This is a genomic window from Paenibacillus sp. FSL K6-1217 (assembly GCF_045040735.1).
In the GTDB taxonomy this organism is placed as follows: domain Bacteria; phylum Bacillota; class Bacilli; order Paenibacillales; family Paenibacillaceae; genus Paenibacillus_AQ.
Map to the genome: position 1 here is coordinate 1,155,244 of NZ_CP150271.1, position 26,925 is coordinate 1,182,168.

The 26,925-nt window shown below is 53.9% G+C and carries 24 protein-coding genes; 17 read left to right on the forward strand and 7 right to left on the reverse strand.

Annotated features, from left to right (window positions below):
- Positions 1–23 precede the first annotated feature (23 nt).
- The 3 genes from MHH28_RS04935 (at position 24) to MHH28_RS04945 (ending at position 3,161) form a co-directional block, all read left to right on the forward strand.
- On the forward strand, positions 24–800 hold the full coding sequence (locus tag MHH28_RS04935; RefSeq protein ID WP_405112572.1) for a stalk domain-containing protein: 777 nt from the start codon (positions 24–26) through the stop codon (positions 798–800).
- Positions 801–1,004: 204 nt separating this feature from the next.
- A complete protein-coding gene (locus MHH28_RS04940; RefSeq protein ID WP_405112575.1) occupies positions 1,005–1,631 on the forward strand; it encodes a TetR/AcrR family transcriptional regulator in 627 nt (208 codons plus the stop codon).
- Between the two features lie 42 nt (positions 1,632–1,673).
- The gene (locus tag MHH28_RS04945) at positions 1,674–3,161 is read left to right on the forward strand and encodes a DHA2 family efflux MFS transporter permease subunit (protein WP_405112578.1); all 1,488 of its coding nucleotides are present in this window, start codon (positions 1,674–1,676) and stop codon (positions 3,159–3,161) included.
- Between the two features lie 634 nt (positions 3,162–3,795).
- Here MHH28_RS04945 and MHH28_RS04950 read toward each other — a convergent pair.
- Positions 3,796–4,695, reverse strand: coding sequence for a DMT family transporter (locus tag MHH28_RS04950; RefSeq protein WP_405112581.1), 900 nt, complete (start codon positions 4,693–4,695; stop codon positions 3,796–3,798).
- A gap of 120 nt (positions 4,696–4,815) precedes the next feature.
- Here MHH28_RS04950 and MHH28_RS04955 point away from each other — a divergent pair, with 120 nt between their 5' ends.
- Positions 4,816–5,691, forward strand: a complete 876-nt coding sequence (locus tag MHH28_RS04955; protein ID WP_405112584.1) for a LysR family transcriptional regulator — start codon at positions 4,816–4,818, stop codon at positions 5,689–5,691.
- A 112-nt stretch (positions 5,692–5,803) separates the two neighbouring features.
- On the opposite strand, the gene MHH28_RS04960 is transcribed toward MHH28_RS04955, so the two are convergent.
- Positions 5,804–7,117 (reverse strand): transcriptional regulator, encoded by a 1,314-nt coding sequence (locus MHH28_RS04960; RefSeq protein ID WP_405112587.1) that lies wholly within the window; start codon positions 7,115–7,117, stop codon positions 5,804–5,806.
- Positions 7,118–7,341: 224 nt separating this feature from the next.
- On the opposite strand from MHH28_RS04960, the gene MHH28_RS04965 reads away from it, so the two are divergent.
- The 5 genes from MHH28_RS04965 (at position 7,342) to MHH28_RS04985 (ending at position 12,881) form a co-directional block, all read left to right on the forward strand.
- Positions 7,342–8,568 (forward strand): M20 family metallopeptidase, encoded by a 1,227-nt coding sequence (locus MHH28_RS04965; RefSeq protein ID WP_405116860.1) that lies wholly within the window; start codon positions 7,342–7,344, stop codon positions 8,566–8,568.
- A gap of 29 nt (positions 8,569–8,597) precedes the next feature.
- Positions 8,598–9,437 (forward strand): enoyl-CoA hydratase/isomerase family protein, encoded by an 840-nt coding sequence (locus tag MHH28_RS04970; RefSeq protein WP_405112590.1) that lies wholly within the window; start codon positions 8,598–8,600, stop codon positions 9,435–9,437.
- On the forward strand, positions 9,427–10,260 hold the full coding sequence (locus MHH28_RS04975; RefSeq protein WP_405112593.1) for an enoyl-CoA hydratase/isomerase family protein: 834 nt from the start codon (positions 9,427–9,429) through the stop codon (positions 10,258–10,260). The genes MHH28_RS04970 and MHH28_RS04975 overlap by 11 nt, the downstream gene beginning before the upstream one ends.
- 65 nt (positions 10,261–10,325) lie before the next feature.
- The gene (locus MHH28_RS04980) at positions 10,326–11,534 is read left to right on the forward strand and encodes an L-serine ammonia-lyase (RefSeq protein ID WP_405112597.1); all 1,209 of its coding nucleotides are present in this window, start codon (positions 10,326–10,328) and stop codon (positions 11,532–11,534) included.
- 186 nt (positions 11,535–11,720) lie between these two features.
- The gene (locus MHH28_RS04985) at positions 11,721–12,881 is read left to right on the forward strand and encodes a Gfo/Idh/MocA family protein (protein WP_405112600.1); all 1,161 of its coding nucleotides are present in this window, start codon (positions 11,721–11,723) and stop codon (positions 12,879–12,881) included.
- 167 nt (positions 12,882–13,048) lie between these two features.
- Here the strand turns inward: MHH28_RS04985 and MHH28_RS04990 are convergent, their stop codons facing one another.
- A complete protein-coding gene (locus MHH28_RS04990; protein WP_405112603.1) occupies positions 13,049–13,942 on the reverse strand; it encodes a helix-turn-helix domain-containing protein in 894 nt (297 codons plus the stop codon).
- A 124-nt stretch (positions 13,943–14,066) separates the two neighbouring features.
- Between MHH28_RS04990 and MHH28_RS04995 the strand changes: the two genes are divergently transcribed.
- From MHH28_RS04995 to MHH28_RS05005, 3 genes are all read left to right on the forward strand, one after another.
- Positions 14,067–14,954, forward strand: coding sequence for a sugar phosphate isomerase/epimerase family protein (locus tag MHH28_RS04995; RefSeq protein ID WP_405112606.1), 888 nt, complete (start codon positions 14,067–14,069; stop codon positions 14,952–14,954).
- 16 nt (positions 14,955–14,970) lie between these two features.
- Positions 14,971–16,035 (forward strand): Gfo/Idh/MocA family protein, encoded by a 1,065-nt coding sequence (locus MHH28_RS05000; protein ID WP_405112609.1) that lies wholly within the window; start codon positions 14,971–14,973, stop codon positions 16,033–16,035.
- A gap of 349 nt (positions 16,036–16,384) precedes the next feature.
- A complete protein-coding gene (locus MHH28_RS05005) occupies positions 16,385–16,936 on the forward strand; it encodes a class I SAM-dependent methyltransferase (protein WP_405112612.1) in 552 nt (183 codons plus the stop codon).
- 91 nt (positions 16,937–17,027) lie between these two features.
- Here the strand turns inward: MHH28_RS05005 and MHH28_RS05010 are convergent, their stop codons facing one another.
- Positions 17,028–17,234 (reverse strand): DUF1657 domain-containing protein, encoded by a 207-nt coding sequence (locus tag MHH28_RS05010; RefSeq protein ID WP_036728736.1) that lies wholly within the window; start codon positions 17,232–17,234, stop codon positions 17,028–17,030.
- Between the two features lie 220 nt (positions 17,235–17,454).
- On the opposite strand from MHH28_RS05010, the gene MHH28_RS05015 reads away from it, so the two are divergent.
- The 5 genes from MHH28_RS05015 (at position 17,455) to MHH28_RS05035 (ending at position 22,966) form a co-directional block, all read left to right on the forward strand.
- Positions 17,455–18,315, forward strand: a complete 861-nt coding sequence (locus MHH28_RS05015; protein ID WP_341186054.1) for a DUF421 domain-containing protein — start codon at positions 17,455–17,457, stop codon at positions 18,313–18,315.
- Positions 18,316–18,426: 111 nt separating this feature from the next.
- Positions 18,427–19,404, forward strand: coding sequence for an aldo/keto reductase (locus MHH28_RS05020; protein ID WP_405112617.1), 978 nt, complete (start codon positions 18,427–18,429; stop codon positions 19,402–19,404).
- A gap of 164 nt (positions 19,405–19,568) precedes the next feature.
- Entirely contained in the window at positions 19,569–20,546 is a 978-nt protein-coding gene (locus MHH28_RS05025) for an AAA family ATPase (RefSeq protein ID WP_405112620.1), read from the forward strand.
- A gap of 3 nt (positions 20,547–20,549) precedes the next feature.
- Complete coding sequence (locus MHH28_RS05030; protein ID WP_405112623.1) at positions 20,550–21,638, forward strand: DUF58 domain-containing protein; 1,089 nt, start codon at positions 20,550–20,552, stop codon at positions 21,636–21,638.
- Positions 21,635–22,966, forward strand: a complete 1,332-nt coding sequence (locus MHH28_RS05035) for a hypothetical protein (protein WP_405112625.1) — start codon at positions 21,635–21,637, stop codon at positions 22,964–22,966. The genes MHH28_RS05030 and MHH28_RS05035 overlap by 4 nt, the downstream gene beginning before the upstream one ends.
- Before the next feature lie 178 nt (positions 22,967–23,144).
- On the opposite strand, the gene MHH28_RS05040 is transcribed toward MHH28_RS05035, so the two are convergent.
- From MHH28_RS05040 to MHH28_RS05050, 3 genes are all read right to left on the reverse strand, one after another.
- Entirely contained in the window at positions 23,145–23,477 is a 333-nt protein-coding gene (locus MHH28_RS05040) for an AzlD domain-containing protein (RefSeq protein WP_405112627.1), read from the reverse strand.
- A complete protein-coding gene (locus MHH28_RS05045; RefSeq protein ID WP_405112629.1) occupies positions 23,468–24,232 on the reverse strand; it encodes an AzlC family ABC transporter permease in 765 nt (254 codons plus the stop codon). Before MHH28_RS05045 ends, MHH28_RS05040 begins: the two co-directional genes overlap by 10 nt.
- Positions 24,233–24,807: 575 nt before the next feature.
- Complete coding sequence (locus MHH28_RS05050) at positions 24,808–26,871, reverse strand: beta-galactosidase (protein ID WP_405112631.1); 2,064 nt, start codon at positions 26,869–26,871, stop codon at positions 24,808–24,810.
- Between the last annotated feature and the right edge of the window lie 54 nt (positions 26,872–26,925).

Here is a 26,925-nt window from a genome sequence, read left to right on the forward strand (position 1 = left end):
ATATAGGAGAGGTGGGATCGATTTTGTTCAAAAGAATCGTAGCCGTATTCCTTAGTGTAATGTTATTTGCAGCAGGAGCAGGTGTATTGACCAGTTATAATGTTAAAGCCGCTAGCAGCTTGCGGATTATCGTGAACGGCCAGGAGCTGCAGACGGGTGGGGCATCGGCCTATACCAACGGAACGGAGACCATGCTCCCGCTGCGGGAGATGGCCCTAGCCCTCAAGTACAAGGTCACCTTCAGCGGAGCAACGGGAACGTTCCTGCTGGAACGGTTTCAGGAGAGTATTCAGTTCAGACTGTCCGGTCAGGAGCTTGTGCTGGACGGTAAGAACAAAGTACCTTATACAGGCGGCATTGAGTTAAAACAAAAAAAGGCGTACGTGCCGCTGTCTTTTTTTGCAGCGATCGGGTTAGTCACTTCCTATAATCTGGCAACCGGCCAGATTGAAGTATACACACCGGAGGTAATGGCAGGCGCTGTAGCAGGTCTGCTGGCTAACGGCAACTATCCAGAGCTCTATGAGCGGTACTTCGCCAAGGATGCAGACCCCGCTTCTCTTCCGGTGCTCCAGCAAAGCTGGGAGGGGATCAACCTGCCTTCGGCCAGCTATTTTGGTGTGAAGTCGACCACAAGCACACAGCAGGACGGAACGATTACGATTGTCAGCGTGTTGTCCTTCACCAAAGCGGAGGCCGTGCTGACCCTGGAGCTGGGTGCTTCCGGCAAGCTCACCAAGCTGACACTTACGCCAGTTCAGGCAGCAAGTGAAGTATTGGCCAGCCCGTCCCAACCCTAGGTTCATATAAAACATAACCTCACTCCCAAGGGAGAATTCCACGGCTTAAGTACAGCTGCAGGAATTCTCCCTTTATATTTCTGTTGACAGAATGCCGTAAAGAGAGTAATTTTAAATTCGAATTAAACAATGTTTAAATCATTGATTAGATCATTGATTAAGATTCTGTGACAGAGGAGGGCGACAAGCTGCATTATGGTTAAATTGGGCAACAACGCTGATTCTTCAGATAGAGATACGAATAAAGATACGAAGCAGATTATTCTGGATGCCACCGTGGACTTAATCCGTGAGGACGGATTCCGCTGCATCACCCTGCGCAGTATCGCAGCGAGGGCAGAGACCAATCTGGCACTGGTGAACTACTACTATGGCTCCAAGGAGAAGCTGTTCGGCGATGCGGTGAAGCAGCTTATGGCGACTTTTGACGATGCCTTTAAGATCCTGGAGGATACATCTTTGCCGCCAAAAGAGCGCTTGAAGCTGTTCTTCACGCGGTACATTGTCAATCTCAATCGATATCCCGGGATGGCCCGGCAGATGCTTGACCAGCGGCATCATATTATGGGCTCCCACGATGAATATGCGAAATATTCCAAGCTGATGCGGATTGAGCGGATTCTGGACGCACTTGGGGAGATTACCGGAGAACAGGACCGCGATAAACTCATGATGATGAATATGCAGATCTACGGGGCGATTGTCTTCCCGGTGATTATGGTGAGCAGTTTCCCGAAGGAGCGGGAGGATCTTCAGCAGATCTTCAAGCTGGCCCCGCTGGAGGAGCAGATTGACGGATTGTTTGAGCTTTATTTTCACAAGTATAACTAAACATGAATAGAGAAAAGAGTGGACAAGAGAATGTCAAAACCTATGAATCCAAGTAACACCGCCGCCGCAGAGGCGCCGTTCTCGCTGAGAGCTATACTGCCGCCGCTGCTGGCGATTATTGTCGGCATGATCATGGTTATATTGGACAGTACCGCGGTCAACGTGGCCGTTCCGAATCTGGTGCAATATTTCAATACAGATCTGAAGACCGTGCAATGGGCGATTACCGGCTACACGCTGGCGCTCGCCGCTGTAATTCCGCTGGCAGGCTATATGACGGACCGCTTCGGCTCCAAGCAGGTGTTCCTTACGACGATTGCCATGTTCGTCCTTGGCTCTGTGCTATGCTCTGTAGCCCAGACCTCGGGGCAGCTGGTCCTGTTCCGCGTCATTCAAGGTCTTGGCGGCGGTATGGTTGCTCCGATCGGGATGGCGATGGTCTTCCGGCTCGCTCCGGTGGAGCGCAGAGGCTCAATCATGGGGATGCTTGGTATCCCTATGCTGCTGGCCCCGGCCCTCGGACCGATTCTTTCGGGCTGGCTGGTGGAGTATGTGAGCTGGCACTGGATTTTCCTGATTAACCTGCCAATTGGTATTGTAGGTATTATTCTGGGCCTCAAATATTTGCCGGTGACCGAGAAAAAGGGAAGAGCCCACCTCGACATCCTTGGGATCATTCTGGCCCCGCTCGCGTTCTCGATGCTGGCTTATGGCGTCAATCAGGGCGGCGGGGAGAGCTGGACTTCAACCGGAGCCATCGTAGGCTTGTCGGTTGGCGGTGTCGCGCTGGTGATCTTTGTTATTGTTGAACTGCTGCAGAAGCATCCGCTGCTGGAGCTGCGCGTCTTCCGTTCCTCGGACTTCACGCGCGGGATTATTCTGTCCTGGGTCACACAGGCGGCATTGTTCGGCTCCATGCTGTTCGTTCCATTGTATCTTCAGCAGATCCGAAATTACACGCCGCTTGAGACGGGTCTGATCCTGCTTCCCCAGGCGCTGGCTTCCGGAGTAGGGATGCCGCTGGGCGGCCGCCTGTTCGACCGGATCGGGGCGCGTCCGCTGGTATTCGTAGGCCTCAGTATTATATCCACTGCGTTGTTCCTGCTCTCAGGAGTTACCGTAGACACCAGTCTTCCGGTTATTATACTGTCTCTGGTTATGATGGGCCTTGGCATGGGTCTGTCGATGATGCCGGTCAACACTCATGTCCTGAACTCTGCGCCGCGTGAATGGGTGAACCGGGTCACTCCGCTTACCGCCGCTGCCCAGCAGGTCGTGGTCTCGTTCGCTGTTGCGGGCATGACCGGGTACCTGACCAGCCAGATTGCCGTGCATATGGGCGCGATGACCGCCGGAAGCAACCCTCTTGCCGCTGCCGTACAGGGCTTCGGGGATGTCTTCTTCCTCTCGGGCTGCATCGCCGTGGCCGGAGTGGTCCTCAGTCTGATTCTGCGCCGTCCGAAAGCATCCGGTGCTGCGCCATCTCCTGAAGAACAGCAGACGGATGCCGCGATGATGATGGGGCATTAATCGGAGATAACTGTTATGGATACAAGTTGTAGACAAACGTTATAGACATACAAAGAGCGTCCCTGACTGCCTGATGGCGGGGGACGTTTTTTGTTGTTCTCAATGAATGATGCGGGGGAGGGTGGTGTGTTAGAAGAGGGGCGTTGGGTGCGGGGAGGAGGTATGCGAAAAATCGAGTAAAATAGGATGGTGTGAAGGTGCAGGGGCTAAATGTAGGCGAAACCGAACAGATAGGGCAGGTACGGGAGTGTGTGGGCTGAATGTATGCAGAAAACCGAACACAATGTGCAGCAGCCAAGTAACCTGGGCCTAACGTATGCGGAAAACCGAATACAATTGGGGGAACGATGGTGCGTGGAGCGGCTCTAGCCTAAAGGTAGAAGAATGAGGTGCACTAGTGCACCAGAATACGCGGGAAGTAGGCTAAAGGAGCAAATGAAGGGCATTAGTGCACCTGAATTCGAGGGATGCGGGCAAAAGGAGCAAATGAAGAGCACTTGTGCACCAGAATATGCCAGATGCGGGCTAAAGGAATAAATAAGGTGCACTAATGCACTAGAATAGGCGGGATGCCCCCAAATTCGCCGGATGTTTGACTAACGCAGGCTGCCTCCCCCTATCTCCCGCGGCTGGGCTACAGATGCGCCCGCCGCTTCTTCAGCATCCTCGCCGGCGCCACCAAATGCAGCTTACCCAGCAGCTCGGAGGCCAGGATGCCTAGCAGCACCAGCGCTGCGCCGGTGTAGCCCTGGAGCGAGAGCTGCTCATGTACGAACCAGTAGCCGAAGAAGGCGGCGAACACGGGTTCAAGCGCGAAGATCAGACCGGTACGGGTCGGTGTAGTGTACTTCTGGGCCACCGGCTGCAGGATGAACCCGCAGGCGCTGCAAAAGATCCCCAGAGCCAGAATGGCGATCCAGCCCGGAAGGGTGGACGGGAGCGAAGGCGTCTCGAAGATAGCCGATAGAATCAGGGCATAGCCCCCGGCGAAGCCTAATTGCAGGATGCCAATATTCAGCGAGTCACTGGTCTTGACCGCCCGGCCTGTAACCAGGATCTGCACCGCATAGAAAACGGCGGACAAGATGCAGAGCAGATCACCGGGCCGGACCTGCAGCGAGCCATTAAGCGTAAGCAGCCCGATGCCGCTGATAGCGAGAACAGAGCCGAAGATCTGCGGGGGCGCGACTTTTTTGCGGAAGACCAGAACCTCCAGCATCGGAACGAACACAACGGTCAGAGCAACTAGAAATCCGGCATTTGAGGTCGTGGTCGTCTTCAGGCCGAAGGTGATACAGGTGAATACGCCTAGCAGCAGGAAGCCGAGCAAGGCACCGTATTTCAAGGTTCTGGCATCCACACTTCGCAGCCTTTTGCGGAACAACAGCCCCGCCAGGATGAAGGCCAGCCCGAAGCGCAGTGCGATCAGGTTGAACTCTCCCAGTGTACCCAGTCCCAGCTTCATGAACAGGTAGGAAGAGCCCCAGAACAGTGTTACTACAATGAGCATTAGCTCGGCCTTAAGCGGCTTCATTCATTCATCATCCTTCTTTATTTCAAGTAAATATAGTATAATACGCTCGAATACATAAGGTAACTGAATGTTTATCATAAGATACATGAGTAATTCTCATGATAAGTGAGGAGATGGGACATGAGCCTGATTAAGTATGAAGTGTTCCTGAAAGTGGTGGAGCTGGGCAGTCTGACCAGGGCCGCAGAGGTGCTGGGATTCACCCAATCCGGCATCAGCCACACGCTGAACAGCCTGGAGAATGAATTCGGATTCCCGCTGCTGGTGCGCAGCCGTTCGGGTGTGAAGCTGACAGTGAACGGGGAGCAGGTGATGCAGCCCATCCGGGAGATCCTCAACTGGAATGAGCAGCTCAAACAGCAGGTGGCGGATATTCACGGTCTGGAGACAGGGACAATTACGATAGGTACCTTCACGAGTGTCTCTGTCCATTGGCTGCCGGATATGATCAAGCAGTTCCGCCGGGAATATCCTTACATTAAGTTCAAGCTGATGGAGGGCGGATATCTGGAGATTGAGCAGTGGATCGAGGCCGGGGTGGTGGATTGCGGCTTCCTCTCATTACCGACAAGGGAGAGGTTCGAAGTCATTCCGCTTAAGCAGGACCGGATGCTGGCGATTCTTCCGCTGGACCATCCGCTGAGCAAGGCGCCTCATATGCCGCTGGCTCAGATCGCCTACGAGGACTTCATCATTCCGAAGCCAGGTTCGGATTATGATGTGCAGCGGGTGCTGGAGAAGGCCGGAATTAAGCCGAATATCAAGTTCTCGGCAGGGGACGATTATGCGATTATTGCCATGGTGGAAAAAGGCCTGGGCATCAGCATCCTCCCGGAGCTGGTCACCGGGTTCCAGCATGAGCGTGTAGCCATGCTGGAGTTGGAGGAACGCAGCTTCCGTTCCCTCGGCATCGCGGTCAACTCCATGAAATATGCTTCACCTGCCACGCGGCGGTTCTTGCAGCATGTACAGAGCTGGGTGAATGCTAATAGCTAATCTACCGAATAGGATGCATCCACCCAGGAAGTGATTGGACTTGGTTAATAAGCGCACAAAAGGCATGTTTTCGAAACTGAAAACATGCCTTTTTCTCATGGTCATCCGCGCATCATTTGCTTAATTTGCGTCCTTCATTGTCGAGAAACAACAGCTCGTAGTATTTTTTGGGCCGCCCTTTGCTGTTGTCCCGTTTTTCAAATACCGTTTGCACTTGTTTACTTTCTTCAATTTTGTTAAGGATACGGTTTGCACCTCTGACGGTCATGGACAGACACTCCGCAACATCCTCAGAGGATAGTTTATTGGTCCTCATAATTTCTGCGTAGGATATGATTTTTTGCAGGTTGATGTTGTTGATTCCGATGGTTTTGGCGAGTGCAATAATTTCCGGGTCCCCCTGTTCAGAGAACTGAATGACATTCATGCTCCGCATGGGGCCGGCAACCGTCTGATTCTCGTCTATGAAAAAGCTGGAACTGCCCGTATAGGCTTCCGCCTGTCGGTGAGCCTTGGTGGCGTTGACGTTCGCTTGAAAATATTCATGCCCCGAGCCCCACCCGATCTTCACCTTGCCCTGTATGCGATCCTCCAGATACTCCAGGAGGCTGCAGTGATGCGCGTTAGCGGTGATTCGCATGAAATTTCCGTAGGTGGTGTACAGTCTGACATAGCCTTCTGAGATTTGGGCCGTGTCTGCCAGATTCATGCTGCGCAGAAAATTGCCGACCAGGACTTTCAGTTCATGAAGCTCCTCTTCGGAGGACTGCTGATCCTTTTGGACCGATAAACACGCAACCACTGCCCTCTGGTTCTTAAGCTTAAGGATGGTAATTTCGTTGATGATTTCGCTGATGGTCTCTTTAACGCTCTCCAAAGTGGGCCGGATTAAGATATATTTGACGCCGTGCTTTTGGAGTTCTGGAACAAAGTGGCCAAACGCCGTAATGGACAGATCGATCTTCTTCTCTTCCCACAGCGTGATATGGTTCTCCAGCATGCTCTCCACCCGCTCCAGCAGATCTCCGCTGCTAACGGGCTTTACTTCATGAGTCAGGTACTGCTGGAATTCGCTGAAGGACTCGATGATATACGCATAATCCACATAGATCCGGGAGATATCAAGTTCAGGTTCTGTAACCAGCAGCCGGAAAAGCTCCCTGTACAGCAGGTTCTCATCATCATGCAAAATGTGAACAGGGACCTTATCGTCCAGGCATTCCTTGTCGATGGCCTCGTAAAGCATCCTTCCGCTGATCACAAATCCATCCACCGAATCCAGGTTTTTGAGATAAATGTCTGTGGTTTCCCGGAAGTTGCTGATGGTAAGGAAGCGGAACTGGCATAGGGGCCGCATTTCTTCTTCAATAGCGTGGAAATAATCCATATGGGACTCTGGCGTGATAATACCCAGCTTGATTTTCATAATAGATTCCTTTCATGAACAGTGCAATCAAAAGAGTTATATCACAATAAATGTGATATTACAATGTTCCGGCAGCCGCTGAAATAACGTTCTTAAAATGTCTTAATATCTCTTGACAGCGAATGAAAATGCCAGTACGATGAAAGTGTTCTTAAAAAGTCCTAAAATGTAAAGGGGGTAAGATTTACTCTAACTAAACGTTCATTTAATTTATGTTGCGGGAGATGTTCATTGTGATTGGAGAAGCTGGAGACTTAATGAGTATGGCCCAGCAGTTGCAGGACAAAATGGTCACGTACAGGCATCATCTTCATACGATTCCAGAGCTTGATTTAAGTTTGCCCAGAACCACGGCCTACGTAAAAGAGAAGTTGGAGTCGATGGGGCTTAATCCCGTTCCTGTAGGGGAATCAGGGCTAACCGTTACGATTGGCGGACGGCAGGAAGGGAAGGTGGTTCTGATCCGTGCGGATATGGACGCTTTGCCCATTTCGGAGGAAACGGAGCTTTCTTACGCGTCGTTGAATGGAAATATGCACGCCTGTGGGCATGACATGCATACTTCCATGCTGCTGGGAGCTGCAGAGATCCTAAAGGCTAATGAAGCGCAGCTTCGCGGGACGGTTAAGCTTATGTTCCAGCCGGGTGAGGAGACGCTGCACGGGGCAAATATGATGCTAGAGCATGGAATTTTGGGCAATCCCAAGGTGGATGCCGCCATGATGCTTCATGTGTTGACCGGAATGCCGCTTCCTGTCGGACAATTTGTAGTGCCTGAGGAAGGTGGAGCGATCTCTGCTTCTTCGGATTGGTTCGAAATCATCATCCGGGGGAGAGGCTCACATGGCGCTATGCCCGAGGCCGCAGTGGACCCCTTAAATGTGGCTGCTCATCTACATCTGGCACTGCAGGGCATCCTCAGCCGGGAAATTTCGCCGATTGATAATGCAGTGCTTACCATAGGCGTGATGGAAGGCGGAACTACGAACAACGTGATTCCCGATACGGCCAGATTGAAAGGCAGCGTGCGCACATTTAACACCGCATTGCGGGATAAAGTGGAAGCCCGTATCCGCGCAATTACCGCAGGGATCGGAGATACTTTTCAGGCAAAAATGGAAGTGATCTATACGCGGGGTTGTCCTGAAGTGAAAACGGATGGCGGACTTAATGAGCAAATGAGGGCTTCGATTGCAAATACCTTTGGGGCCGGCTCCTATATCGGTATAACTGAGCTGGTACCCGGCGGCAAATTAATGGGCTCGGAAGACTTCGCCTTTGTCTCACAGGCGGTGCCAAGTACCACAGTGTTTCTTAACGCAGGCAATGCCGAAGAAGGCTATAGTTACCCTGTACACCATCCTAAGACGATGTTCTCGGATGAGGTGCTTCATAGAGGGGCTGCGGCTTACGCAGCTTTTGCCAGAGACTGGCTTGAAAGTAACAGTTAAGCTCTAAACCAAACTTAGGAGGAATTACAATGACAGAGAGACGTATGATTGGACCCACCAAATTCGAAGAGTATTCGGAGAAATACAAGGAATTCCTGTTAATGACCCGCCGTGACGGAATCCTTGAAGTACGTCTTCACACGGACGGAGGTTCGTACAAGCACAATTGGGAAGCCCATACCGCCTGGTCTCATGCCTGGTCAGATATTGGCCGTGACCCTGAGAACGAAGTCATGATTATTACGGGAACCGGGGATAAATGGTTGATTGGCGATCCTGAGGTCTGGAATACGAAATTCATGGATTGGCCGAAGCAAAAGAAGCTCGAACAGTATCATGAATCACTGAGACTGCTTGAGAATCTGATCTTCTGCATTGACATTCCGACTATCGGGGCGGTCAACGGGCCGGGAACGCACTGTGAACTCGCAACGCTCTGTGATATTACCATTTGTACGGAAGACGCTGACTTTTTCGATCCGCATTATCTGGGAGGCACGCCTCCGGGAGATGGAATGCTGCTTACACTGCAGAGCATGATCGGTTTCAAAAAAGCAGCCTATTACGCCTACACCGGCAAGAATATCAATGGTCAGACCGCCTTGGATCTGGGTATTGTCAGTGAAGTGCTGCCCCGCGAAAAGCTTCTTCCACGCGCTTGGGAGCTTGCGGAGATGATCATGCAGGCACCGCGTTCAACGAGACATCTGTCTCACTCCATTATCTCCCGGCCATGGAAGCAGGCTCTGGTCGCCGATCAGGGATTCCAGCTTGCCCACCAGATGTACGACATGGCCATTGATGAAGAAGGAGCGCTGGAGCGGCTGAAGAAAATGCAGGGACGCCTGATGGGCAACGATGTTCAATAGAAAGATGACGGGACCTACCCGGCTCGAAGAATACTCGGAGAAGTACAAGGACTTATTCCTCATGACCCGCCGCGGCGGTATCCTCGAAGTGCGTATGCACACTGACGGGGGACCTTTACAATTCGACTGGCCGGTTCAAGCGGCATATGGTCATGTATGGTCAGATATTGGCCGTGATCCTGAGAATGAGGTCATGATCCTTACAGGGACAGGAGAGCTGTGGCAGACAGGCAATCCTGAGGTCTGGAATACGAAATTCATGGATTGGCCGAATCGCCGGAAGCTGGAAATGTACCATGAATCACTCCGAATGATTGAAAATATGGTTCATTGCCTTGACATCCCCACGATCGGGGCGGTCAATGGCACAGGCGCACACTGGCAACTGGGAACACTTTGTGATATTACCATTTGTACGGAAGACACAGCGTTCTTCGATGCCCATTATCTGGGCGGTGTACCGCCTGGAGATGGAATCGTTCTGGCCCTTCAAAGGATACTGGGAACCAAGAAAGCGGCATACTATGCATACACGGGGTTGAACATTAATGCTCAAGAGGCATTAGATCTCGGTTTGGTCAGTGAGGTGCTGCCTCATGAACTGCTTCTTCCACGGGCATGGGAGCTGGCAGAAAAGATCATGCAGGCACCCCTCTCTACAAGACATCTTACGCATTCAATTGTGTCGCACCCGTGGAAACAAGCTTTTGCAGAGAATCAGGGTCTCCAGCTTACTCACCAATTGGTTGACATGGCTATTGATGAAGAGGGGATTCATGAGCGGCTGATGAAGCTCAAGGAACGTTTTCAGAGAAATGGGTAATAAGCCTGATCAGGCCGCAGGAGGAAATCTTAAGCCAAAGACAACTTAGAAGGGATGAGGGTGCTATGAGATCGTTGACTGAGCTATTTAAGATTGGCAGCGGACCGTCCAGCTCCCATACCATGGGGCCGGAGAAGGCGGCCGGAATCTTCAAAGCAGAAAATGAAGACGCAGACCAGTTCAAAGCGTTGATCTATGGTTCTCTTGCCAAAACAGGCAAAGGCCATATGACGGACAAGGCCATTATTCGGGCACTCTATCCAGTCCGGACGGAGGTTCAATTTGTTCCACAGCCTGACTTTGATCTGCCTCATCCCAATACAATGGATTTGTTTGCTTACCAAGACGGTCAGCAAACAGCCTCCATGCGTGTTGCCAGTATCGGCGGCGGGGAGATCGTGATTGATGGGCGGGAGGAGACGCGGGGACCTGATGTCTACCCGGAGAACAGCTTTGCCGAGATTAGCGCCTATTGTAAAGCGAATCATATCCGCCTAAGCGATTACGTTGAGCAGCGTGAAGGCACATCGATCTGGGAGTTCCTCCAAGGCATCTGGGAAGCGATGAAGCGGTCGATCGACGAAGGGCTGTCTGTCACAGGCATTCTGGAGGGTGGTCTGAATGTCGAACGCAAGGCGAAATATCTGTATCATCAGGGGACTGAGGATGAGAGCCCGGAGACTCGGGAAAACCGGATCGTCAGCGCGTACGCTTTTGCCGTCAACGAACAGAATGCGGCCGCCGGCACGGTCGTAACGGCTCCAACCTGCGGGGCCTGCGGTGTTGTGCCCGCCTCGCTCCGTTATATGCAGGAGAAGCTGCAGGTCCCGGATGAACGGATTCTCCGGGCACTGGCCGTCGGCGGGCTCATTGGCAATCTGGTCAAGCATAACGCCTCGATCAGCGGCGCTCAGTGCGGCTGCCAGGCGGAGGTGGGCACAGCTTGCTCTATGGCAGCGGCTGCACTGGCTGAACTGTCCGGGATGGAGATTGACCAGATTGAGTATGCGGCGGAGGTGGCGATGGAGCACCACTTGGGGTTAACCTGTGATCCGATTAACGGACTGGTGCAGATCCCTTGCATTGAGCGGAACGCTGTCGGTGCGATGCGGGCGATCAATGCGCTGAGTCTGGCTAAGTTCTTGTCTGGTACCCGTAAAATATCCTTTGATCTGGTTGTACAGACCATGTACGAGACTGGCATCGATATGAACAGCCGTTACCGCGAAACTTCAGAGGGCGGGCTTGCTAAGTTCTACAACATGGGCAGTTAATGATAATGATACTGCTATAGACATAAAGCGTCCCTTGCTGCCTTTTGGCAGCAGGGGCGTTTTTTTGCTGGAGGTTATGTAAGGCAGTTCAGAATGTCCGGCAATAAGGGATTTGACTTAAGCGCAGCCTGAATGAGAAAATGTATGCGTGTACATTGAGTAGTCTATTCAGTGAGGAGGCACCAAATGAAACAGCTGCGCATTGGAATGATAGGTTATAAATTCATGGGCAAGGCCCACAGCAACGCTTACCGCAGTCTGCCGATGTTCTTCCCCAAGGCCGTCAAGCCGCAAATGTCGGTCATCTGCGGACGCAATGAGGAAGCTGTACAAGAAGCGGCAGCACAGCTTGGCTGGTCGGAGAGTGTGACCGACTGGAAAGAGCTGATCGCCCGCGAGGATATTGATCTGGTTGATATTAATGCGCCAAGCGATGCTCATAAAGAGATTGCTCTGGCGGCCGCGGCCGCAGGCAAGCATATCTTCTGCGAGAAGCCGCTGGCGCTGAATCTGGAGGATTCCCGCGAGATGCTTGCGGCTGCGGAAGCCGCAGGCATTGCCCATATGATTGGCTTCAACTACCGCTTCTCCCCGGCGGTGCGTCTGGCGAAGCGTCTGATCGAGAGCGGACGGTTGGGCACAATTTATCATTTCCGCGCGTGGTTCCTGCAGGACTGGATTCTTGACCCGGAATTCCCGCTGGTCTGGAGACTTCAGAAGGAGATTGCAGGCTCGGGATCGCATGGTGATCTGGGGGCGCATCTGATCGATCTGGCTCATTTCCTGGTCGGAGATGTGCAGGAGGTCATCGGCATGAGCGAGACCTTCGTCAAGGAGCGTCCGCTGGCTACGGAGATGACCGGTCTCAGTGCCAAGGCAGGCAAGGATGCGCCGCGCGGTCCGGTAACCGTGGACGATGCGACCTTGTTCCTGGCGAAGTTCGCGGGTGGTGCATTGGGCAGCTTCGAGGCGACACGCTTCGCCGCCGGACACCGCTCGACTAACTCTTTCGAGATTAACGGCAGCCTGGGCAGTGTGAAGTTTGATTTTGAACGGATGAATGAGCTGGAGGTCTATCTGACCTCGGATGACGAGGATGTGCAGGGCTTCCGCCGTGTGCTCGCCACCGATCCGTCCCATGATTATGCGGAAGCCTGGTGGCCGCCGGGCCATACGATCGGATTCGAGCATACGTTCATTCACGAGATGCTGGAGCTGTCGAATGCCATTGAGGAAGGCCGCCAGCCGGAGCCGAACTTCAACGATGGCGTGAAATGCCAGGCGGTGCTGGAAGCGGTCGACCGTTCGATTGAGCAGCGGCGCTGGGTTCCCATATCCGAGATGTGAGCTGAAGATTGAGAAACACCGCTGGCTGCTGAGTGGCCAGCGGTGTTTTTTGGCTGCTGCCGGACAGGCCGGGAAGGCGTGCGAGCCAAATATAGCCGAAAAACCGATCACAATTGGACTGTGCACGCCACGTAAGCCTGATGGTCGGCCGGAGCTCCCACTTGGGTTTACTCCTGCTTTCGTGCCTGGGAAGGGGTCAGACCCTTGTACTGCTTGTACAGCTTGGTGAAGTAATTCGGATTGTCGCAGCCGACCCGGCCTGAGATCTCGGTAATCGTCAGGCCCGTCTCCAGCAGCAGGCGCTGTGCCTCATCCATTCGGCAGAAATTCACATAATCGATGAACGTCCGCCCGGTGAGCTTCTTGAAGGTTTTGCAGAAATGAAAAGGGTTCAGATTCACGAACTTGGCAGCAGCCTCAATCGACATCTTCTGATCCGTGTGGTTCTCCAGGTGTTCCAGCAGCGGCTTGAAGCGCTCCCGGTAGATTGAATGGCGTTCGCTGTGCTCCCGCTCGCTGCGCTGCCGTGCCGGGAAGGCGCGGGAGAGCAGGGTGAAGAACAGGTGAAGCTGATTCTTCACGACAAGCTGGAAGGCAGGCTCCTTGGCCTCCACCTCGCGGATGATCCGTTCCAGCAACGGATAGTACATGGCGCACTCGGGATTCTGCGACGCAGGCATAACCGGGAACTGATTCAGATTGTTGAGATAAGGAGCTACAAATTGCTCATGCTGGGAATCCTGGTTCCGGTCCTTGAACAGCGAGGCATGGAACACAATAGAGACATAGGACAGGTCCCCACTGCACTGGCTGTAGCCCACATGAAGCCCGCCGGACGGCACTATAATGACATCCCCCGGCCCGGCTTCATAAGGCTTGCTGTCCACATGAAAAATGGCCTGTCCTTCGCGCATAATGATGATCTCGAAATGCTCGTGCCAGTGCAGGAACAGGATGTTCTGCTCAGGCGATACGTCCCGGCAGGTGTTGAAGAACAGACGGAACGGATATGTTTTCTCTTCCAGCCTGGGATATTCCTTAAGTTCCTTCGGATAGGTCATGCTTGGTTCAACTCCCGCAAGATTCAGCTAGTTTAGCACAAGATAAGTAGAGATTTTGCCCAAAATGAGCGATATACTAGGAATGTTGAATTAACTATAAACCAATATTGGAGTGGCATACAAGATGCAGGATACATTAAGAATCGGAACACTGGTTGGAGGCGGGGATGCGGTCAGAGTCATTCCGCAGATTGTTGGACATGGATTCGAATCCTTCAGTTTAACTTTTTGGCAGACTACAGGGACTACTGATTTGGCAGAGACAGCGGCACGGGTGCGTGAACTGGCTGCGGAGCATGACTTCATCATTTCTTCAGTCGGCATATTCGGGAATCCGCTTACAGGGACAGGAGATAATTCGGATACGGTAGCCAGCTGGGAACGGCTGATCGACCATGCCCATTTGTTCGGTACGGATCTGGTCTCCGGCTTCACCGGACGTCTGCCCGGCGTATCTATAGATGAGTCGATTCCGAAGTTCGCTGAGGTCTTCGGTGAATTGTCGAAGCGGGCGGGGGAGCGCGGGGTCAAGATCGCTTTTGAGAATTGCTCGATGGACGGGAACTGGCGGGCTGGGGACTGGAATATTGCACATAACCCTACAGCCTGGGAGAAAATGTTCAACGCGGTGAATGCTGATAATCTCGGCCTGGAATGGGAGCCCTGCCACCAGATGGTGCAGCTGATTGACCCGATTCCGCAGCTGCGCAAATGGACGGACAAGATCTTCCATGTGCACGGTAAGGATGCAACCATCGCTTGGGATATTATCAAGGAATACGGAATCCACGGGCCTAAGCCTTATGTGTGGCACCGGACGCCGGGCTTCGGGGATACGAACTGGACCGATGTAATCTCGATTCTCCGTCAGGCTGGATATAAAGGAACGATCGATATTGAAGGCTGGCATGACCCTGTCTACCGTGACGACCTGGAGATGACCGGGCAGGTCCATGCACTGAATTATCTCAAAACCTGCCGGGGTGGCAGCTTCATCCCGAACCCGGTGTAACTTGGAGGAGAGAGTGATGACAGCAGGACATCGTGTGGTTGTGGCGGGCTGCGGGGCTATGGCCAATGAATGGATCACCTATGCACTGAAGCATGCTGATGGAATAGAGATTGTAGCGCTCGTGGATATCCGGCGGGAGTCCGCTGAGGCTATGGCAGAAAGACACGGGCTTACTTGCCCGGTATTTACTGATGTGGAACAGGCGATTGCCGATACAGCGGCTAATCTGGTATTCGATGTGACGGTGCCGGCCAGCCATTACAATGTTGCCAGCAGTGCACTTGAGGCCGGTTGCCATGTGTTCGCGGAGAAGCCGCTGGCGGAGACGATGGAGCAGTGCAACTCGATCGTCAGCATCGCTGAACGTACCGGCAGGAGCCATGCGGTGATGCAGAACCGCCGGTATGATCCGCGCATCCGCTCGTTGCGGGAGCTGATAACGTCTGGAACGATAGGGCGGACAGGCTCAATCAGCGCGAATTTCTTTCTGGCTCCGCATTTCGGCGGATTCCGGGATGCGATGGACAGCCCTTTGCTGCTCGACATGGCGATCCACACTTTCGATCAGGCCCGCTACATTACCGGTGCTGATCCGGTAAGTGTGTATTGCCAGGAGTTCAATCCGCCGGGATCATGGTATGCAGGGAATGCGGCGGCGGTCTGTATTTTTGAAATGTCGGACGGCTCCGTGTACTGTTATCAGGGCTCCTGGTGTGCGGAAGGCGCGCCTACATCTTGGGAAGCCTCTTGGCGGGTGCAAGGTGAAAAGGGCGCTGCGATCTGGGATGGCCGGGATCTGCCGTATGCCGAGGTGATTAGTGCCGGGAGTGAACACTCCGGCCAGTTCCTCCATGAATTCGAACGGATCGAAGCGCCGGAGGTACTGATGGAGGAGACCTTCCACCAGGGCTGCCTCGATGAAATGTTCCGTTCGCTGGCAGAAGGCCGTCCGGCCGAGACGGATTGCCGCGATAACCGCTACAGCATGGCCATGGTGCTGGGTGCTCTGGAGAGTGCGCGGACTGGCCGCAAGCTGAATATTGCCGAATTCATAGAGGGCGCTGAGTTGGCGGGGATTTAGAGTAGGAGATAGAGTAAGAGTTGAAACGGGAATGTTAGCAGGATAGAGGTAGCAGGAGGGCAGCCGGGAGGCTGCTTTTTTGCCGTAGGCGTGTTAACACAGATACATTATGCTGCTGCGAAGTACATGGCCGAAGTATGCGAAAAACCAAACACAGATTGAGTATGTTAGCACGGGAGGTGAGGTCCGGCTACTGTGGAGCGGAATTAGTTGGATTTTTTTCCTCTTGCTGGACGGCAATGAAAGTCACATAACTCCATATCCTCCTCACATCGCTGCATTCCAGATCTGTGTAATGAAGCTTAGAATAAATACCAGATAGTGGATGTAACAAAAAGGGGGAATCGCGATGGATGAGAAGTTAAAAGTTGTAATTGGCAGCGGCGGAAGTCGGCATAACCAGGGATGGCTGCATACGGAGGAGAGGGAGCTTAATCTTTTGCAAGAAGAACAGTGGGCCGTCAGGTTCAAGGATAGCTCCATACAAGCAATCCTTGCGGAGCATGTCTGGGAGCATTTGACGTATGAGGAGGGGATACAGGCGGCAAGAATTTGCTATCCTTATCTGGCACCTGGGGGGTATATCCGCTGTGCTGTGCCGGATGGGTATTTCCCGGATGAAGCTTATCAGAGAATAGTACAGGTCGGGGGGCCGGGCCCCCTGGATCATCCGGCGGCGTCCCACCGTATTGTACATACTTACACTACACTTCGCAGCATGTTCATAGCCGCCGGATATCAGGTGAACCTGCTGGAATATTGCGATGAATCCGGGCAGTTTCATTATAACCACTGGGATGAGGGCGGAGGGTTTATCTACCGTTCCAGACGCTTTGACCACCGCAATACAGAGGGAAGGTTAGGTTTTGTCTCGCTGATTGTGGATGCCGTTAAGCGATAACATATAACATCTCCTCCTGACAAAAAGGCTGATCCCCGCAGCTCCATTCGCTACGCTAAGATCAGCCAGTCCTTCATTCGGTAAGCCCGGGCTAGAAGCCCCGGTATTGCGGTTCTTCTTTTTCCAGTTCGGTTACGCGGCCTTCCACCTGCTGAACGATCTGCTGGGTCTGCTCGGCGGCATTGGTGAACAGGGTCTTGGCTTCCTCATTCTGTGTCTCCATGGCGAATTGCTCCAGGCTGGCCTGGGCGCTCTTCAGCGAAGCTACGCAGGTCTTGACTTGTGAAGCGACAGTCATCGGTGTTCCCTCCTCCATATCATAGAAATGGATCATAATCCACGGATTCTAGTATCTGCATTCCCGCAGCTCCTATTCTGGAAAATCACTCCAGCCACGAAAGCACATGAAGAACCGGCAGGAAATCTTATGGTTAAATCCCCCCTGGTTTGACAAATACTGAAGCAGAATGTCTGAGCACACAGAGCATGAAATATCACAATACAGGGGGGTTATTCGAATGCCGGAAGCACTGGAGGTTGTCCTGCGAACCTTGTTTGCAGTGGTCGTAATGTTTTTTCTAACCAAGATACTCGGTAAACGGCAGGTTTCGCAGCTGTCTTTTTTTGAATATATTACGGGAATTACGGTGGGGAGCTTGGCGGCGTATATCTCACTGGACACGGATAAGACCTGGCATTTGGGCCTGATTGCCTTAGGCGTGTGGGTTGCCTGCTCGCTGGGAATCGAATATCTGCAGATTAAGAGTAAGAAGGCCCGGGATTTCATTGACTTCAAATCGACGGTGCTGATTAAGGACGGCAAGATTCTGGAGAATAATATGAAAAAAGAGCGTCTGAGCGTCGATGAGCTGCTGGAGGAATTGCGCAAAAAGGATGTCTTCAAGGTGGCCGATGTGGAATTTGCGATTATGGAGTCGGATGGTGCGATTAACGTGCTTTTGACCAAGGAGAATCAGCCCTTCACCCCTAAGGATCTGGGGATAAAGGTGGCCCCGGAGAAAGAGACGCTCGCTGTGATTATGGATGGTGAGATTCTGGACGAGCCTCTGGATACGCTGAATCTGTCCCGGAAGTGGCTGCAGACCGAGCTGGAAAAGCTGAATCTGACCGTGAAGGATGTCTTCCTCGGCCAGGTGGACTCTTACGGTGAGCTTACCGTGGATCTCTATGCCGACAATGTGAAGGTTCCGCAGCCGCAGGATAAACCGCAGCTCTATGCGCTGCTGAAGAAATGCGAAGCCGATCTGGAGCTGTTCGGCCTGTCTACGAAGAATAAGGCGGCGAAGCAGATGTACGGAAATTGTTCAGAGCAATTACAGGAGCTGCTGCAGAAGCTGAAGCCTTTTATCCAGAACTAACAGCCATTGTCCTAAGGGGCATCGGGGAGATTTTCCATTCGGGCGCTGTAGAGGTATACTATAATCGATTTCATAGGATCTACTTCTACTACAAGGAGGATGCTGCCGATTATGGACTATGTGAAGCTGGGGACGACCGGACTGGATGTATCACGGATCTGCCTGGGGTGTATGAGCTATGGGGTACCGGAGCGCGGGAGTCATCCCTGGTCGCTGAATGAGCAGGAGAGCCGGCCGTTCATCCGCAAAGCGCTGGAGCTGGGCATTAATTTCTTCGACACGGCTAATATCTATTCGGATGGGACCAGTGAAGAGATTGTCGGACGGGCCCTCAAGGAGTTCGCCTCCCGTGACGAGATCGTGCTGGCCACCAAGGTGCACGGGCGCATGCGGCCCGGCCCCAATGGGGGAGGACTGTCGCGCAAAGCCATCCTGAGCGAAATCGATCACAGCCTGAAGCGGCTGGGTACAGATTATGTGGACCTGTATCAGATTCACCGCTGGGACCCGTCCACGCCGGTTGAAGAGACGATGGAAGCCCTGCATGATGTGGTAAAAGCGGGCAAAGCCCGCTATATCGGTGCTTCTTCCATGCCTGCGTGGCAATTCCTCAAGGCACTGCATACGGCAGAGCGCCATGGCTGGACCCGGTTCGTATCGATGCAGAACTATGTGAATCTGCTGTACCGGGAGGAGGAGCGGGAAATGCTGCCGCTGTGCGCCGCAGAAGGGATCGGCGTCATTCCCTGGAGTCCGCTGGCCCGCGGCCGCCTGACCCGGGACTGGCAGGAGACAAGCACCCGCTCGGAGAGCGATCAGTTCGGTAAGCTGCTGTATTCACAGACGGAGGAAGCGGACCGGCTGGTGGCCCTGCGGCTGAAGGAGATTGCGGAGCAGCGGGAGATTCCCCGTGCACAGGTGGCACTGGCCTGGGTGTTACAGAAGAAGCCTGTTACAGCACCGATTGTCGGAGCAACCCGGATGAGCCATCTGGAGGATGCCGCCGCAGCGGTATCGGTTACCCTCACTCAGGAGGAAATCCGCCGGCTTGAGGAGCCGTATGTGCCACATCCGGTGATGGGCTTTTAGCCCGGGCATCATATCATAATAGTGAATTGTGTAGGAGCCGTTATCCGGCTCCTTATTTGTGCGTCACAGCTTGGAATACTCGGTATTATATAATGTAGACGCTTTCTGGTATGATTAGTTTATATGTACATACCTTTTTTTGGAATAGGATGGTGTTATTATTCATGAATCTCCAAGAGGCAACCGCTCTAATTGAATCGATCCGAAGTAATCTGGCCAAAGTCATTGTGGGCAAAGAGAGCGGTGTGAATCTGCTGCTGACCGCTTTGCTGGCGAATGGTCATGTGCTGCTGGAGGATGTGCCCGGCACCGGAAAGACACTGCTCGCCAAAACACTGGCCCGTTCCCTGGACTGCACGTTCAAGCGGATTCAGTTCACGCCCGACCTGCTGCCGTCCGACTTAAGCGGCATCAATTACTATAATCAGAAGACCGGCGAATTTCAATTCCGCCCCGGCCCGGTATTTGCCAGCATTCTGCTAGCGGATGAGATCAACCGGGCCACGCCCCGTACCCAGTCGAGTCTGCTTGAATGTATGGAGGAGCGGCAAATTACGATTGACGGCGTGACGCATGGGCTGGAGCGGCCGTTCCTGGTTATTGCTACGCAGAATCCGGTGGACAGCCAGGGGACCTTTCCGCTGCCGGAAGCACAGCTGGACCGGTTCCTGATGCGGATTACCAGCGGGTATCCGACCTTTGAGGAAGGGGTACATATCCTCCAGAGATTCCGCCAGGATAACCCGCTGGAGGATACCGCTGCGGTGGCCACGGCCCGGCAGATTCAGGACATTCAGCGCCTGGCTGCGGAGGTTGCCGTCAGTGACGAGCTGCTCGCTTATATGATGCGCGTAGTCGAAGCCACCCGCACCTCCCCGGCGGTGCGGCTGGGAGCAAGCCCCCGGGCAGCCTTCGCCCTGCTGCGCGCCTCGCAGGGATACGCACTGATTCAGGGCAGAAGCTACTGTATCCCGGATGATATCAAAGAGGTTGCGGTTCCAGTGCTGGCGCACCGGCTGATTCTCCAGCGCGGTCCCGGAGTCCGCGAAGGCCAGTCGGCAGAGGTCGTGCTTCAGGTGTTGCGTGAGATTGAGGTGCCGGCTGAGCCTGCGGTCCTGTCCAGGGGCGGAAGGGTGGAGTGATCCATGTCGCTGCCGTGGTTCATTGCAAGCACGTTCATCCTGCTGGTCCTGATCTCGCTGGTCTATGACCGGAATGCACTGAAGAAGGTCACCTATACCCGTTACTTCTCTGCCAAAGCGGTGTACGCCGGTGAACAGGTAGAGATGGTTGAGGAGATTATGAACAAGAAGCTGCTGCCGCTGCCTTGGCTGCGGCTGGAATCGAGCATAGCCAAGGGGCTGGAATTCGATAACCAGGAGAATCTAGGCATCAGCAGCGGAGAGATTTCACAGAATCATGTCAGCCTGTTCTTCCTGAGGTCTTACCGTCATATCAAACGGCGCCATAATATCACTTGCAGGGAGCGGGGGCTGTTCGTCCTGGAGACGGCAACCATGACTACCGGCGATCTGTTCGGACTGAGCCGCAGCGCCAAGACCTTCCCGCTTCATCTGGAGCTGCTGGTCTATCCCGGGCTGCTGCGTTTTCATGACCTTCCGTTGCCTGTTCATAGCTGGCTTGGCGAGCTGCCGGTCAAGCGCTGGATTGTCGAAGATCCGTTCCTGACCGCCGGTACAAGAGAATACAGCGCCGGGGATTCCCTGGCGAGCATTAACTGGAAAGCAACAGCCCGGACGGGAATGATGCAGGTGCATCAAAAGGATTACACCGCCGATTCCCGGCTGGTCATCTGCCTGAACGTGGAGACCAGTGAGTCCATGTGGAGAACGGTTACCGATGTGCAGCGCATAGAGCTGGGTATCCGCTATGCGGCGACTGTAGCCGAGTATGCGATCAGCCACGGTATTGAGGTCCGGCTGCTCAGCAATGGAAGACTGGACGGCAGCGGGGCGAGAGATTCGGTGGACACCTGGTCCATAGCCCATACAGAGGAGTTCCTTGGCCTGCTGGCCAGACTGAATCTGGACCGGACCGTGCCTATGAGCAGGCTGATGGAGATTGAAGCGGATAAGGGTGAGGGAGATATGGATTATCTGATCATTACCTGCCACCGGGGGGCAGAGCTGCAGCTGGCTGCCTCAGGGTTAAGCTTCCTCGGGAACGGTGTAGAATGGCTGGATATTCCGGCAGAAGGGGGCGGTGAGCTATGAATTCCCGAATCCCGGATGCCTTCAAAGAAAACTTCGCCATATGGATGTCAGCCCTCATCGAATGGCTGCTGCTGCTCCCCGTATGGCTGGTACTCCAGACTTATTTCCAGCCCGAGGCCGAGGCGCTGCGCTGGATCTATCTGCTGCCAGTACTGGCCGCAGCCGGTGTGCTGCTGCGGAAGATATGCAACCGACGCTGGAAGCAGCTGCTGGCTTCGCTGGTTCTCGGAGCTATTGCAGTTGCATTAACCGGTACGCTGACACTTATGGGGCTTCCGCTGGCAGCCGGAGCGGCAGTGTCTGTCTTCCTTGGTATGACGGCAGCCACACGGGTGAACCGGCTGTGGCTGTATATCAGCGGGATTATACTTTATTTTGTCGCTTCGATTGTCTTCTCGCGCATACCCGGTCTCCAACCGAGTGCAGCGGTGCTCACCTGGAGCGGCAGCTTGTGTCTGATCCTGGCACTGCTGGCTACGAACAGTACCCACCTGCGTTATAGCTCCTTGAACGGCGGTGCAGGAAATTTGCCACAAGGACTTCGGCGACATAACCGGATGTTCGTGGTCGGTTTCATTATTCTGGCAGCACTGCTTGCAGCGGGGGGCGGCAAGGCAGTAGGAATGCTGCTATGGAATATGACGCGGGCATTCTTCGCCTGGCTCAGCCGGTTATCCTCCGGTTCCGAGGAGACCCCGCCAGCAGAGGCACCGCCTGAGGCCATCCCTCCCATGCCCGCAGCGGAGCCGGGTGAACCGGGCTTGCTGTCGATGATTCTGAATATTGGCTTCTATATTCTAGGAGCGGCAGCTATTCTTGCGGTACTCTATTTTATCCTGCGTTGGTTATACAGAAATACAGGAGGTATCCTGCGCAGAGTGATGGACAGGCTGTTGTCCCTGCTGCGTAGAGAGACTCCCGCGGCTGGTGGGTATCAGGATGAGGAGACCAGCCTGTTCAACTGGGAGCAGACGGTTCAGGATTTCCGACAATACGTGCGCTCCAAGCTGACACCAGCCAGCCGCCGGGACCGCTGGGAGGGGATGGACGGAAGCCGCGAGCGTATCCGCTGGCTCTACCGGCACTGGCTGCGGGCCAGACATACGGAAGGGTATGAGGTGAAGCCTTACCTGACCCCGCAGGAGACAGCCGCCGATGTAGCCGCCTGGTCGCAAGGCCGGAAACGTTCGATCAAGCACCCCGGCAGCGATCAAACAGTCCACAGCCGCCTGCTCGGCCTATATCATAAGGCCCGATATACCGAGGAGGAGCTGCCTGAACTTACTGACGCTGAGGCGGCATCGCTTAAGGAGCAGTTGAAGCTGTAGAGCTCCAGATCTGGGAGAACATGTGGTGCGTCTTTCAGCTGATGGCTGCCATACTTCCGGAAGCTCAGCAGGCCATCGGAAATATAGGCAGTTTCATTAAGAGGATATTGCAACTGGAGGATAGGCAGGGTTAGCAACCGTAGCCTGAACCGAATGTGATCGTAAGAATTACCCAGGGTCAGGCTCCGAACAGCAGGCGCAGCAGCATCAGCGTCACAATACCAGTCAATACAGTGGCCAGCAGGCTGCGGGTCTTGACGGCTATCCAGAAGGTAGGCAGAGCAGCGATTAGCTCCACATTGGTGGACAGGGCTGCGAACCTGCCGCCGGTTACAAGCAGCTCTTGGGCAACCAGTGCAGCCATGACTGCAATCGGCACATAGCTCAGCCAGCGCATGCCCCATTCCGGGATCGAGATCCGGCTCAGCAGCATCAGCGGAAGGACACGCGGAATGAAGGTGACGAGAGCAGCTCCGAGAATGATTACAGCAATATCGAGTCTTATTTCCATTGTTCCATCACTACTCCAATCGTTGAGGCTACCAGCGCCGCAGCTATAACGCCCATGCTGGGAGACCACAGCACGGAGACGAGCACGGCGACAATGACTGCCGCTATGCCGACTGTAATATCCAGTCTATACTTGCGCCGTCCCATAATGGTCAAGACCAGCAGCCCGATGAACATGGCTGGCAAGGCGAAATCCAGTCCCCACTTCTCGGGGCTGGATATCCATTGGCCGAGAATAGCGCCGGCGATATTGGCCAGGAACCAGTTGAGATAAGCGGTAATATTCAGGCCGTGCATCCATCTCTCGCTGATCTGCTTCCTTGCGGCACTCTTCTGAATGGCTACGCCGAAGGTCTCATCTGTGAGCAGTGAGCCGATCAGCAGGTTGCGCAGCGGGGTCAGATGCCGGAAGTACGGCGACAATGCTGCGCTTAACAGCAGATGACGCAGGTTAACCAGCAGAATCGTAATGACAATACCGGAGGCGCTGCTCCCGGCGGCAATCATGCCTGCGGCAATGAACTGGGCGGAACCGGCGTACAGTATGATGGAGATCATGGCGATTTCGGCCAGGGTCAGCCCCGCTGTTTTCTCCACAACGCCTGCGGCGAACCCGATGCTCAGGTAACCGAGCAGAGTAGGGAGGCAGTCCTTGAACCCTTGCCAGAACGTATCGCTGCTCTCCGGCACACTTGGGCTATCTGTAACCAGGCTGCCACCGGATAGCGGCTCCTGATGAATGGATTCAGGCTTCATGGGCATGCTCCTTCTGGGTAATGGAATAACGACGACAAGTACAGCGTCAGATTTAAACTAGTGGATGGGGCGCTATCATACCTGAATGAGTATAGGAGTGGAGTCCCCCTACAGGTGTCATTCCCAGATGAAGACGAGATTTGTCCACTAGGGACGGTTGGCCTAACGTAACGGACTGAGGTGCGCTTATTCTGGTATAAAGTCACCACTTGGGCATGTAATGGACCTCATGGAGCTTATTCATGGAATTTCTACTCCTAAACCTCTCGTAGAGAGACGATAAGGGCTCCTCAGTCCGTTAAACCGCAAAAAGTGGCGTTTGACTGGGGATAGGGTCTCTCAGGTCCGTTAGGAACCCACTCTTCCGGCCGGTGTAGTTTCGTTTTACGGAACCTCCGGAATTCGACCCTATTCACAGAATTACCTCGGATGCTCTACTAAGGCCGATAATAAATACATTGTATTAATATCTAATAATTCACAGCGAATTGCAAGGGAATATGTGCTGTAATTGTAAAAGGGTTCCGCCCTCCACAGAGCGATCTGCGGCAGCGGAACCCTTTTGGAGTTCTTGGTTATTTCAAGACGAGTACGCCGAACCCTTCCATCGTATAGCTGCCCGACAGGGTCTGGCCGCTTAAGAGATCTGTCTTGGGAGCCTTAAGCACAATCTGTGCCGGTTCTTCGCTATAGTTGAGCAGGAAGGCGACCCCGGAGGACGCATCTTCCCCAGTGGAACGAATCTGTAATTCAACCTCTGGCGGCAGCTCCGCCCAGTCTGCGGACGGAGAGGACAGACCCAGGCTGCCTAGCATCTGCAGCACAGCAGGCTCATTGAATACGGCCCCGTAATACCACACTTCCCCTTTGCCGCGGGTATTGCGGGTTACTGCCGGTTTGCCGGCATAGTAATCAGTTGCATAGGTTCCCATCACCTGGACACTGTCCGCTTCCACATGCAGGATGTCATTGAAGGCATCTGCACCGGTCAGCGCCTCAGGATCATGATTCCAGCGGATGGAGGTAGGCTTGCGTGTTCCTTTGACCAGCGTGAATTCTTCAACGGTTACCCCGCACAGTTCCTGAGCCGCACCGGGAAAAGGCCGCATGTAACATTGTCCGGTAATATCCTTATAGCCTGTACGGCAGCCGAACACCAGCTTTCCGCCTTGCTGCACATACTGATCCAGCAGGGCCGCCGTATCGTCCGTCATAATCGCCGGATGCGGATAGACCAGCACCTCATAACGGGCAAGCTCCGCAAGCGTTGTATTGCTTCGCATATACAGAACGTCGTTCGGAATATGCTTGCGCTGTAGAGCCTTGAACCATTCCTTGTTGCTCTGCCACATGAACGGGCCGTGCCAGACATCATACTCCCCGTCCCACTCATTGTCATAGTCACGCACGATGGCAACGTTCGCCTGCGTCCGGCTGCCGATGAACTGCTGTCCGATCCTTTCCAGCTCCTGGCCGATCTGCTCGGCTTCCCTTACCCGCCGGTTAGGCTGGTTATGGTAGTCGTTCAAGCCGTGCCAATAGATCTCATTGCCCATCGTGGCGGTCCGCCAGCGGAAATAGAGCAGCATGTCAGCGCCGTGGGCGACTGACTGGTAGGTCCACAGCCGCATCTGTCCCGGCTTCGGTGAAGGCATGTCCAGCCGGTTAACCCAGCCCCCGGGGCCGGATTGCTGTTCCATGACACAGAAGTTGCTGCTGATTGAACGCACGGCCGACAGGGACAATCCCCAGCCGCGGTCCAGCATCGGGTTCACCTCTGCCGGATCGAAGCCGATGGTGGAGAATTGCGGATACGAGTCGTAGCTGAAGAAGTCCAGCAGCTCATCGTTCAGCTCATGGCTGTCCAGATGTCCGAACAGACCGTTCGTGGTCACCCACTGGTCAGGGGCCAATTCCCGGAGGATATCTGCCTGGATTTTGGCGAAGTGGATCGTGTTATCAGAGATGAAGCGCTTCTCGTCCAGAGCCTGGTGCGGGTTCGGCTGGTTCGGTGAAGGGGTCGGCCGGGTGAGGCAGACCTGTGACCAGCTCGTATAGGTCTGATTCCAGAACACGGTGCCCCAAGCCTGATTAAGCTTATCCAAGGTGACATACTTCTCCTGCAGCCAGAGGCGGAAGGCGTGATGATCACTCTCCGAGTAGAATACATTGATCTCACAGTTTAGCTCGTTGTCAATCTGCCAGCCGACGACGCCCGGATGATTGCCGTAATGTTCGGCGAGCTTGGTTACGATTCGCTCACAGAGCTCGCGGTATTTGGGACTGCTGTAATTGTAATGGCGGCGCATGCCGTGCTGTAGCGTCACACCTTCATAAGTAACATTCAAGGCCTCAGGATATTTCTCTGTAAGCCAAGCGGGCGGGGTGGCCGTAGGCGTCCCCAGGATAACCTTCAGCCCGTGGCTGTGGGCCATGTCGACCGCACGGTCAAACAGGTCATATTGGAACACGCCTTCTTCCGGTTCAAAAATGGACCAGGCGAACTCAGCCAGACGTACAATGGTGAATCCGGTTTCAACCATACGGCGGTAATCGTCAGCCCACATGGATTCAGGCCAGTGCTCGGGATAATAGCAGACGCCCAGTTCAAATCGTTCTGCTGCAACAGGTTTCTTCATCTTAACCTCCAAGTGTAAAAATATGCTTTATTTAAGCTACCAATCTATTGTATT